The 9365-nt window shown below is 49.4% G+C and carries 12 protein-coding genes; 6 read left to right on the top strand and 6 right to left on the bottom strand.

Features of this window, described 5'->3' with window-relative positions; all coding sequences use genetic code 11:
• The first annotated feature begins 103 nt into the window (after window positions 1-103).
• The 3 genes from AB7D94_RS14605 (at window position 104) to AB7D94_RS14615 (ending at window position 1956) form a co-directional block, all read left to right on the top strand.
• Window positions 104-1150 (top strand): UDP-N-acetylmuramate dehydrogenase, encoded by a 1047-nt coding sequence (locus tag AB7D94_RS14605; protein WP_420266687.1) that lies wholly within the window; start codon window positions 104-106, stop codon window positions 1148-1150.
• A 91-nt stretch (window positions 1151-1241) separates the two neighbouring features.
• Window positions 1242-1499 (top strand): LA_3696 family protein, encoded by a 258-nt coding sequence (locus AB7D94_RS14610; RefSeq protein WP_420266688.1) that lies wholly within the window; start codon window positions 1242-1244, stop codon window positions 1497-1499.
• A gap of 82 nt (window positions 1500-1581) precedes the next feature.
• Window positions 1582-1956: a DsrE family protein gene (locus tag AB7D94_RS14615; protein WP_420266689.1), complete on the top strand. Its 375-nt coding sequence runs from the start codon at window positions 1582-1584 to the stop codon at window positions 1954-1956.
• A gap of 69 nt (window positions 1957-2025) precedes the next feature.
• On the opposite strand, the gene AB7D94_RS14620 is transcribed toward AB7D94_RS14615, so the two are convergent.
• The 6 genes from AB7D94_RS14620 to AB7D94_RS14645 all read right to left on the bottom strand — a co-directional run bounded on the left by AB7D94_RS14620 (window position 2026) and on the right by AB7D94_RS14645 (window position 7314).
• Entirely contained in the window at window positions 2026-2523 is a 498-nt protein-coding gene (locus AB7D94_RS14620; protein ID WP_420266690.1) for an Hsp20/alpha crystallin family protein, read from the bottom strand.
• A 31-nt stretch (window positions 2524-2554) separates the two neighbouring features.
• Window positions 2555-2956 (bottom strand): Hsp20/alpha crystallin family protein, encoded by a 402-nt coding sequence (locus tag AB7D94_RS14625; protein WP_420266691.1) that lies wholly within the window; start codon window positions 2954-2956, stop codon window positions 2555-2557.
• A gap of 20 nt (window positions 2957-2976) precedes the next feature.
• On the bottom strand, window positions 2977-3465 hold the full coding sequence (locus AB7D94_RS14630) for an Hsp20/alpha crystallin family protein (RefSeq protein WP_420266692.1): 489 nt from the start codon (window positions 3463-3465) through the stop codon (window positions 2977-2979).
• Between the two features lie 235 nt (window positions 3466-3700).
• Entirely contained in the window at window positions 3701-5107 is a 1407-nt protein-coding gene (locus AB7D94_RS14635) for a sigma-54 dependent transcriptional regulator (protein ID WP_420266693.1), read from the bottom strand.
• A 66-nt stretch (window positions 5108-5173) separates the two neighbouring features.
• Window positions 5174-5935, bottom strand: a complete 762-nt coding sequence (locus tag AB7D94_RS14640) for a slipin family protein (protein WP_420266694.1) — start codon at window positions 5933-5935, stop codon at window positions 5174-5176.
• A 56-nt stretch (window positions 5936-5991) separates the two neighbouring features.
• On the bottom strand, window positions 5992-7314 hold the full coding sequence (locus tag AB7D94_RS14645; RefSeq protein WP_420266695.1) for an NfeD family protein: 1323 nt from the start codon (window positions 7312-7314) through the stop codon (window positions 5992-5994).
• A 317-nt stretch (window positions 7315-7631) separates the two neighbouring features.
• Between AB7D94_RS14645 and AB7D94_RS14650 the strand changes: the two genes are divergently transcribed.
• The 3 genes from AB7D94_RS14650 (at window position 7632) to AB7D94_RS14660 (ending at window position 9181) form a co-directional block, all read left to right on the top strand.
• Window positions 7632-8102, top strand: a complete 471-nt coding sequence (locus AB7D94_RS14650; protein ID WP_420266696.1) for a hypothetical protein — start codon at window positions 7632-7634, stop codon at window positions 8100-8102.
• Between the two features lie 61 nt (window positions 8103-8163).
• On the top strand, window positions 8164-8595 hold the full coding sequence (locus AB7D94_RS14655) for a hypothetical protein (RefSeq protein ID WP_420266698.1): 432 nt from the start codon (window positions 8164-8166) through the stop codon (window positions 8593-8595).
• An 82-nt stretch (window positions 8596-8677) separates the two neighbouring features.
• Entirely contained in the window at window positions 8678-9181 is a 504-nt protein-coding gene (locus tag AB7D94_RS14660) for a hypothetical protein (protein ID WP_420266699.1), read from the top strand.
• The last annotated feature ends 184 nt before the right edge of the window (window positions 9182-9365 follow it).

The following is a 9365-nucleotide window of genomic DNA, read 5'->3' on the forward strand; positions in this document are numbered from 1 at the left end:
CTTTCAAAAACCCTTTTATCAATAGGTGCAAATTTCTATATCGGAGCTTGGGTATAACAAAGGATTTGCCAAAATACCTCTTTGATTGTTATTATACTCGCGTATGAAATTAAATGTTTTAAAAGACTATCCTCTGTCTGGCCTTACGACTTTTAAAATAGGAGGGGCGGCGAGGTTTTATATAAAGGCGGAGAGCCCCGGCGGCGTTTGTGAATCTGTTGAACTTGCAAAACGGCATGGCATCCCATTTTATGTCCTGGGCGGCGGCAGTAATCTTCTGGTAAGTGACAGAGGCTACGACGGCCTGGTAGTTCATATTGCAAACACAGAATCTGATACTGCCACAGATGGGGAGAATGTTTATAAAACCTGTGGGGCAGGTGTTGTTTGGGACAGTTTTGTAAGTGAATGCGTTGGTGAGAATCTTTTTGGGGTTGAGTGTCTTTCAGGAATACCTGGGACAGTGGGGGCATCGCCGGTTCAAAACATCGGCGCGTACGGGCAGTCGGTGGAAAGTCTGATTCATGAAGTCGTTGCGGTTGATACTGCCGACGGGAACACCGTCAGGTTTAGTAACGCCCAATGTAATTTTTCCTACAGAAAAAGCCTGTTTAATTCTGAAGCCTTCGGTAAGTATATAATTATATCAGTTAAATTTGCTTTAAAGCGTGTTGGTAAACCAAGTGTCAGGTATCATGATTTGGAGAAATATTTTCTGAAAGACACCGATGTAACCTTACAAGAGATCAGAACGGCTGTTCTAAAAATCAGAGAGCACAAGGGAATGCTGCAAATGGACGGCTATCGCGGGTTTAAGTGCGCGGGGTCATTCTTTAAGAACCCTGTTGTGTCAGGCGGCCATTTTGATGAGATAGCGGGCGTCCTAAATGTTGCCGCACCAAACAGAAACTGGTATTGGCCGCAATCTGACGCTGAGGTAAAAGTCTCAGCCGCTTTTCTCATTGATAATTGTTTTGGTAAGGGCTTCAGAAAAGGACGTGTTGGGCTGGCTCCAAATCATACGCTTGCAATTGTTAACTATGACGATGCAACATTTTCGGAGGTCATAGACTTTGCAAAACTGATTGAGGATACGGTTTATGAACGCTTTAAGGTAACTCTTGACCGAGAGATTCAAATACTACAATAGACAAGAAGTCTCTTATTCATTTGATGTTTGGCAAAACAATGATCAATTCTCGCCGGTTGACTAAAATTTTTCCTTGTGTTATGCTTTGATTATGAGCGTGATAGCGATACCTAAACCGTTACGTGAGAAGTTAGGCGATGAGGCCACTGACGGCCTGATAAAAGTCCTCAACGATGCTGAATCAACATCGCGTAAGGACTTAGCCACCAAAGAAGACCTCGCCAGGCTTGAAACCAAACTTGTAGAGAAAATTGGCGACACTAAAGCTGAAACCTTAAAGTGGATGTTTATATTTTGGGCAGGCCAATTAGCGGCCATGTTTGTAATGTTTAAGTCTTTCATTAAATAATCTGCAATAGCTACAACTTATCGGACAACATGTTATAACAACTTCGTTATAGATAAAAATCACAACAAAGGAGGTTTTTTCCATGGCAGACAAGAAATTCGTGTTCATCATTACTCATTCATTCGATAACCCTGACATAGCGGCGGGGGCCTTGCAGCTTGCCGTCAATATGAAGGCGTTTGATACGCAGTTGGACTTTTTTCTTATGGATAAGGGGGTTCTGTTGGCGAAGAAGGGTTTTTCTGACACCCTCGTCTGGCAGAACAAGGATCAATTCTCGCCGGTCTCAGACCTGATAACGACACTTACCGAGGATTTAGGCGCGAAGTTTTATATATGCGCCTCTTGCGTTAAGCACTATGAGCTTGACAAGGCAGAACTAATCCCGAACTCCGAGATAAAACCGGGTACTTTCCTCGGTGAAATGCTCCTTGAGCGGCAGGGTCTGACGTTTTAGCGTTGCCAGTAGTAAAACGGGGAAGGGTGGCCTTCCCCGTTTTGCGGCTCGTTTGAAGAGGGTAGTGGGTTACGCTGATTTCACCGCTACCTTCTTTGTTTCTTTGACCGCCTCGGCTGTCTTGGGCAGCTTTATCGTCAGGATTCCCTTTTTAAACTCCGCTTCCACTTTGGCGTCGTCTATCTCACACACCAGCGGTATTGTCCTCACGAACGACCCGTAGGAGCGCTCCATGTGATAGTAGTTCGAGCCCTTGTCCTCCTTCTCCTCTTTCTTTTGTCCTTTCAGCGTCAGCGTGTCCTTCGTAAGGGAGACGTCAATGTCTTTTTCGTCCATGCCGGGAAGCTCCGCCGTTACCTTTATCTCGGTGTCGGTCTCCACCACATTGACGCTTGGGTTGAATCCCATGGCACCGCCCCAAAAGGGATCCATGTCAAAACCCCTGAAAACTCCGTTAAAGACATCGCTCATCTGCCGCTGTAAGGCCGTGAATGGGTCTTTGTCCTCACGCCTCGCGGGGACATTGTTTTTATTAAATCCCCACGGTACAAGGTCTTTTAATTTCATGCTATTCACCTCCTGTCAACTCCTGTTTGCTTTACGCCGCCCTGACTTCAATCTTCTTCGTCTTAACGGCTTCGGCCTTTGGTAATACCAGTTTTAACACACCGTTTTTCACCGTTGCCTCTATGCGCTGCCTGTCCACTTCCTCTGACAGAGTGAAACTCCTGCGGTAATCGCCTATCCCGTATTCCACGTATGAGGCGCGGTACTTCTCCGGCACATCTAAATCAACTTTGCCGTATATCGTCAGGACGTTTTTCTCAAGCGTTATGTCTATTGTCTTATCGTCCACGCCCGGCATGTCCGCCGTTACAACTATCTCGTTTGTCTTTTCCACTATGTCAACCGCCGGGGTGTACACCTTTACCGCCCTTGTGTGCTCAGTGCCGTCGTGTGTCTCTGCCTCTTTCTTCTCGATGTCTAAAGTATCTGCCATATTAAAGTACCTCCTTAGGTTTAGTTTGCTGTTATCGTGATTTTCTTAGGTTTATCGGCCTCTGCCCTCGGCAGCGTTACCGTTAGAACGCCCTTTTGCAGCTTCGCGCCGACCTTCTGCCCGTCCACTTCATATGGCAGCTCAATTGCCCTTGCGAAATTCCCGTAGCGACACTCCCGGCGATGGCAACACTCGTCGTCTTTGGCCTCCTCAGCCGTCCCGCGCGTACCCTTTAATGTAAGCGTCCTGCCCACTACTGTGATGTCGAGGTCTTCGGTGTTGACACCCGGCAGCTCAGCCGTTACGAGGACTTCCTCTTCATTTGTCCAAAGGTTTATCGCCGGAAACTCCCTCGCCGTTGCCGGGCGTTCGTTTAAACCTGAGACAAGCCTCTGCATCTCGTCCTGCATCTGCTTCATCCTGTTTTGAATCGTGTCATATCCATGCCATCTGTACGGGCCGCCTGCGAAGCCACCCCTTGTAAGTCCTGCCAGATCTGAAAGTAACATGTTCGCTAACCTCCTTCATGGTATTATATAGTCAGGGTTTACAACCCCGTTTTTGCTCCTTTACATGTATGAAGCAAATATCGTGCCAGAAGATAAAACTCTTTGTTATCAGGTGGTTAGCTTAATTGTAAAAATTTATGACTGAATTGGGTAGGCCAAAATGGCCTATCTGATGGCTAAGTCGCGGCAAAACCATAGGTTACTATAAAAGGGTAGGGTGGTAGGCCATTATGGCCTATGGGTCATTTTGGCCGCCTTCGCTTAGTTTGCGGCGCAGGGTGCGTAGCCCTATCTTTAGTATCTTCGCCGTTTGCGTGCGGTTGTTGCCGGTGCGTTTGAGCGTTTCTCTGATGATTATATCCTCGGCCTCCGGCAGCGGGGTTCCTATGGGGATATATATGGCGTCCCCGCTGAAATCCCTCTTGTCGTTTTCAAGGATGCAAGGCCGCGGCTCCGCGTCTTCAAGGTGCGGGGTGAGATGTATTGGCAGCACCTGTTTTGTATCGTGTGGCAGGACTGTGGCCACTCTGGTCATCACGTTTCGAAGCTCACGTACATTGCCTTTCCACGGCAGACCCTCAATGAGGTCTATGGAGGCCGGCGATAGGGGCGGATAGGGCGGGTGAATGCCCATTTCAGCAAACGCACGTCCAAGGAAGTGAAATGCGAGATACGCAATGTCCTCCACGCGCTGCCAGAGCGGGGGCAGGTGTATGCGCAGGATATTCAGGCGATAGTACAGGTCCTCGCGAAACAGGCCGTCGGCAACCGCCTGTTTCAGGCCGACCCGTGTGGCCGCTATGACGCGCACATTTATAGGGATTGGGCGTTCGCCGCCTACGCGGTATATGTGGCGCTCCTCAAGGACGCGCAGCAGGCGCACCTGCAGCAGAAGCGGCATGTCGCCTATCTCGTCAAGGAACAGGGTGCCGTTGCTGGCCGCTTCGAATTTTCCTTTCCTCGTCTTCGCCGCCCCCGTAAATGCCCCTTTTTCGTGTCCGAATAGCTCACCCTCAATAAGTCCCTCCGGGATAGCCCCGCAGTTGACCGCCATAAACGGCCCGCCCGCCCGTTTGCTTAACACATGAATCGCGCGCGCCACTATCTCCTTTCCCGTGCCGGTCTCACCGGAAATCAGCACCGTTTGATTCGACGCGGCAATCGCCGGCAGGTTCTCAAGGGCTTCTCTCATCGCCGGGGAGCGAAATAAAAAATATGGCCGCAGTTTATTTATCAGCGGGTCTGTCACTGTGAGGGCGGTACTGCCGCCCTGGCGCTTCACGAGGCGCGCCCCGACCATCTGTATAAAACGTTTAGGGTCTATCTGCTTACTTATGTAGTCCTCTACGCCGGGGGTAAATATCTCCGGGCCATCTCCATTTGAGCTGTCTGTGGCAAGATACACAACGGCCTTTTGGGCTAACGAATCTATCAGTTCCTGTGTCTTTGTATCGAATAGGGCGGCATCGGCAAGTACCACATCAACCGCCCTGTGGGCAACGAACTTCAGTGCGTCTCCAGGGATGTCCACCCGAAACACCGCCCCACCGCATTCCTTAAACGCCTCTTCAACGGCGGTAAAGGCATCTGGGCCGCCTCCGGCTATGAGTAAGGTAAGTCCGCTCAGCTCAGGGTGTGCCATCTCTTACAACACCGTGTCAACTGTCTCCACTGTTTTCACCGCACCTTTTACCGCTCCTGGCCGCGGTCATTTATTTTCAGACATGCCCGAAAGAAATGGCCTGATAAGCTCAATAGGCAGCGGGAATATAATCGTCGAGTTTTTCTCCACCGCTATCTCAGACAGGGTTTGCAGATACCTTAACTGCAGGGCGGAGGGTACGGCGGAGAGTGTCCTGGCCGCTTCAGTGAGTTTTTCTGATGCCTGCAACTCACCCTCGGCGTGGATAACCTTCGCCCGTCTTTCTCTTTCGGCCTCGGCCTGTTTTGCGATGGCCCTTTGCATCTCAACCGGCAAATCAACGTTCTTTGTCTCAACCGCGGTAACTTTTATCCCCCACGGCTCGGTCTGGGCATCTATTATGCGCTGAAGGTCAACGTTTATCTCGTCTCGCTTTGACAGTAAATCATCAAGGTGCCCCTGTCCAAGTACGCTTCTTAGTGTGGTCTGGGCTATCTGGCTTGTGGCGAAGTAATAATCCTCTATTTCAGTTACCGCCTTTATAGGGTCTATTACCTTGAAATACACAACGGCATTTACCTTAACCGATACGTTATCACGTGTTATTACGTCTTGTGACGGCACATCCATTGTTATTGTCCTCAGGCTGATTCTGACGAGCTTGTCAACTCCGGGCAGGATTATCACCAGCCCCGGCCCTTTGACGGGAATAACCCTTCCAAGCCTGAATACAACACCCCTTTCGTACTCGTTCAGGATTTTTATAGCACTCCATAAGAAAAACACCACCAACATCAGCACAAACAAACCCGATGACCCTGTTATCATAGCAACTGTCCTCCATAAACTGACTTGAATCAGATGTATAAGTATCCCATCCATGTTTATAATTCAGGCGTTACTTTAAGCCTTAAGCCCGTTATCTCCACGACCCTGACACGCCTCCCCTTGTCAATCGGGGTGTCGCTCCCGCACTGCCACAGCGCCCCGTTTACCATGGCCATCCCACCGTCTTTGTCTATAACTTCTACCGCAGTACCCACAGCGCCCACAAGGCCATCCACGCCGTTAATCGGCCTTCTCCTGTATGCCCGATACGAAAGCCCCACAATCACGCTGAAAAACACTACGGTTACTATAACCGATATGGCGATTATATACAAGGACAGCCTGAAAAACGGCGACGACTCCTCAAACAGCATCAACGCCCCCATGGTCATTGAAATTATCCCTCCTATTGTCAGTGCCCCGTGTGAGACAACCTTTAGCTCTAAGACAAACATCACAAGGGCAAGCAGGATAAGAAACAATCCCGCGTAATTCACTGGCAGCGTCTGAAAGGCGTAAAACGATAGAATCAATGAAATCCCACCGGCTATGCCCGGAAACACTGCCCCCGGATTTGATAGCTCAAAAAACAGGCCATACATCCCTATCAACATCAGTATGTAGGCCACATTAGGGTCTGAGATCAGGCCTAAAATAGTCAGACGCCACCCCATCTCGTCTCTTACAACCGCGGCCTTTGAGGTGTTGAGGACAATGGCCGTGTTGTTGTCCATTTTTATCTGCTTGCCGTCTATTTTTTTCAGCAAGTCACCGAGGTCATCGGCAACCACATCTATGACGCCCTGCCTGAGGGCCTCCGCCGCTGTCAGGGAAACGCTTTTCCTTACGGCCTCCTCAGCCCATGCCGCGTTTCTCCTGCCTGAGCTGGCCCTCGCCTGTGCAATCGCCTTTATATAGGCAACGGCGTCGTTTTCAGCCTTATCAGACGTGGTCCTATCCATCTTCCCAGCGATTGTCACCGGGTGTGCCGCCCCAATGTTTGTGCCCGGCGCCATAGCCGCTATGTTGGCAGCCATTGTGATAAACACACCGGCGCTGGCCGCGCGCGCCCCCGACGGCCACACATAGACGACAACCGGTGTTTTGCTGCCGTTAATATCCTTTACTATCTGCCTCATGGACGTGTCCAGCCCACCCGGCGTATCCAGCTCTATTATCAGGGCAGCCGCTCCAGCCTTTCCGGCCTTCTCTATTGATTTTGCGACATACTCCGATGACACCGGGCCGATAGCGCCGCTTAACTTAATAACTGTGACTTCGCTGCCTGCGGCGCGGGCCACGCCCATCAGCGCTGGCCAAAGACACAGTATGATGTATACCGCCGCTATTGCCATTTTGCTTTTGATATTTGATTTCATGCCTTGCCCTCTGCTCTGCTGTTTAATTATATATCATCTAAGTATATATTTTCTAAATATTTTTTAGTAGCAGATTTACTTTTGCGTGTGCATGGGTGTGTTAATTATGAGCACGCGGCGGCTGTGTGCGCTTTTAACATAAATATTTATAAAAAAAACTTTACTTAGTTTTAGAAAAGTGGTATACTACCCGAACCTTGCCTTCCATAGTCTTACGGTAGCGAAGGCCAGGCATAATATAAACTAAATAACAGCGGCCAATAAGGCCGGAAAACAACAGCGGCTGATAAGGCCGGAAAAACAACAGGAGGACTTAGATGAAAGTACTAAAGGGTTTGGCAGTACTGGTGTTGGTGTTGGCAAGTGTGTTGGTTATAAACACACATGCGCAGGCGGCTGCATATTGTTGGGTAGCCCAGGATGGTAACGCGGCTCAGATTCATTACCTCAGACTGTCGTTGGCGAATTATGGAAACGGACACTATTTGATGTCCGGCACAGACACAGTTTATAGCGCCACTACCTTCGCGGCGTTAAGCGTCTCGGAAGTGGGCGGGCCGTTGGCGGTAACGAGCAACAGCACAACCAAGGTGAGCACAGTGGCCATATCTTTGACCAGTGTCGGCGGTGGGACGACTGATTTATCCGCAACACGTATTCAGATGTTGTTAGACGCGGGGTTAATGAGCGGGGTTTACTATCGTACGTTTACCGACTACGCCTCCACGAACACATCAGAGTCCAGGTATGACGGGGTAGCAACGCTTACAGTATGTTCATCATATTAGACTGAACTGAAAACCGTTTGTCCATAGGGCAGGCGAAGAAGAATAAACAGGAGGGCATTTAATGAAAGCATTGAAGATAGTGTTGGCGGCCTTTGTTATTGTGGTAGGGTTAAGCGCGTCGGCGTTTGCGTACATAGTTGGGTCGGACTTATGCTGGAACATGGATGACGGCAAGTCCAATGAGGTATATTTTTTAAGGGTTGGAGCGGTGATGTTCGACGGCGGGCACTATTCGTTATCGGGATCAAAGACTGTAACCACCCGTGCGGGTGCGACGACTTCGACACAGTTGGTTTCGGGCGATCTGGAATCTACAGGTTCGGGCTACATGATGTCGCTAGGCGTAATGGGACCGTTGGTACCAAATACAACCTCGTTGTTGGTTGAGGATGTGCACTTTATGTTGGATGCGACGTTTACCGGTTATTATTATAGGGTAAATTCGTCAGAGGCAAAATTTTCAGGGATGGCGATGCCTGCCATATGTCCGTAGTTATGTAGGGGATTATCTTCACCTGTAAGGGTGGAGAAAAAAAGATAAAGGTTCTTAAAACATACAAAAAGGAGGCCATTTGATGAAAGTAATAAGGGTATTGGCAGCAACTGTAGTGTTGATGTTATGTGTACTGGCATTGGGCATGGAAAGGAGCGAGGCAACGGAGTACTGCTGGCTGCTGACTGACAGCACAGCGAGCTCCTACTCATATATGAAGCTGGGCCTGTCGTATGTCGGCGACAACGATTCGTCAAGCTCGTTAGGCAGGAATTACTGGGCGGCATCCGGAATAAAGGCACAGGTTTACACCGCGTCTCCATTCGTGACAAACATGCAGCTTGTAGACGGAAGCTTTTCCCTGACGAGTACCACTAAATTTGAAGCCAAACTACACATAACCGGCATTACGGGTTATTCTGACGCGGCGGTTGGTCCTCAGTTGAACGTTACCCTCATACACATGACCCTGAATCCGAATACGTTCAAGGGCACATATACGCGCGTGACCACAGTAACCACATCCTCAGGCGCAACGACCCAAAAGGATTTTGCCGGAGTAGCTTCGTTAGTAACTTGCCAATAAGTCACCTGTAATATATTTAAAGGCCGGGTTTATCCCCGGCCTTTTTTTTTGAGCCTAAGGCCATTGGTTACTAAGAGGACGGTTGACCTGCTGTACGACAAATTACTTGCCGTGGTGTCAAGTTGCCGCGGTGTAATACCAAAATAGAAATGTCCTATTCTACCAAAGTAGAAATGTCCTAAAG

The sequence above is a fragment of the Candidatus Magnetominusculus dajiuhuensis genome, from assembly GCF_046044395.1.
Classification (GTDB): Bacteria; Nitrospirota; Thermodesulfovibrionia; order Thermodesulfovibrionales; family Magnetobacteriaceae; genus Magnetominusculus; species Magnetominusculus dajiuhuensis.

What these genes read in the sequence shown, in the direction of transcription:
- AB7D94_RS14605 (WP_420266687.1), top strand. Translation starts at nt 104, where the DNA reads ATGAAATTAAATGTTTTAAAAGACTATCCTCTGTCTGGCCTTACGACT.
- AB7D94_RS14610 (WP_420266688.1), top strand. Translation starts at nt 1,242, where the DNA reads ATGAGCGTGATAGCGATACCTAAACCGTTACGTGAGAAGTTAGGCGAT.
- AB7D94_RS14615 (WP_420266689.1), top strand. Translation starts at nt 1,582, where the DNA reads ATGGCAGACAAGAAATTCGTGTTCATCATTACTCATTCATTCGATAAC.
- AB7D94_RS14620 (WP_420266690.1), bottom strand. Translation starts at nt 2,523, where the DNA reads ATGAAATTAAAAGACCTTGTACCGTGGGGATTTAATAAAAACAATGTC.
- AB7D94_RS14625 (WP_420266691.1), bottom strand. Translation starts at nt 2,956, where the DNA reads ATGGCAGATACTTTAGACATCGAGAAGAAAGAGGCAGAGACACACGAC.
- AB7D94_RS14630 (WP_420266692.1), bottom strand. Translation starts at nt 3,465, where the DNA reads ATGTTACTTTCAGATCTGGCAGGACTTACAAGGGGTGGCTTCGCAGGC.
- AB7D94_RS14635 (WP_420266693.1), bottom strand. Translation starts at nt 5,107, where the DNA reads ATGGCACACCCTGAGCTGAGCGGACTTACCTTACTCATAGCCGGAGGC.
- AB7D94_RS14640 (WP_420266694.1), bottom strand. Translation starts at nt 5,935, where the DNA reads ATGATAACAGGGTCATCGGGTTTGTTTGTGCTGATGTTGGTGGTGTTT.
- AB7D94_RS14645 (WP_420266695.1), bottom strand. Translation starts at nt 7,314, where the DNA reads ATGAAATCAAATATCAAAAGCAAAATGGCAATAGCGGCGGTATACATC.
- AB7D94_RS14650 (WP_420266696.1), top strand. Translation starts at nt 7,632, where the DNA reads ATGAAAGTACTAAAGGGTTTGGCAGTACTGGTGTTGGTGTTGGCAAGT.
- AB7D94_RS14655 (WP_420266698.1), top strand. Translation starts at nt 8,164, where the DNA reads ATGAAAGCATTGAAGATAGTGTTGGCGGCCTTTGTTATTGTGGTAGGG.
- AB7D94_RS14660 (WP_420266699.1), top strand. Translation starts at nt 8,678, where the DNA reads ATGAAAGTAATAAGGGTATTGGCAGCAACTGTAGTGTTGATGTTATGT.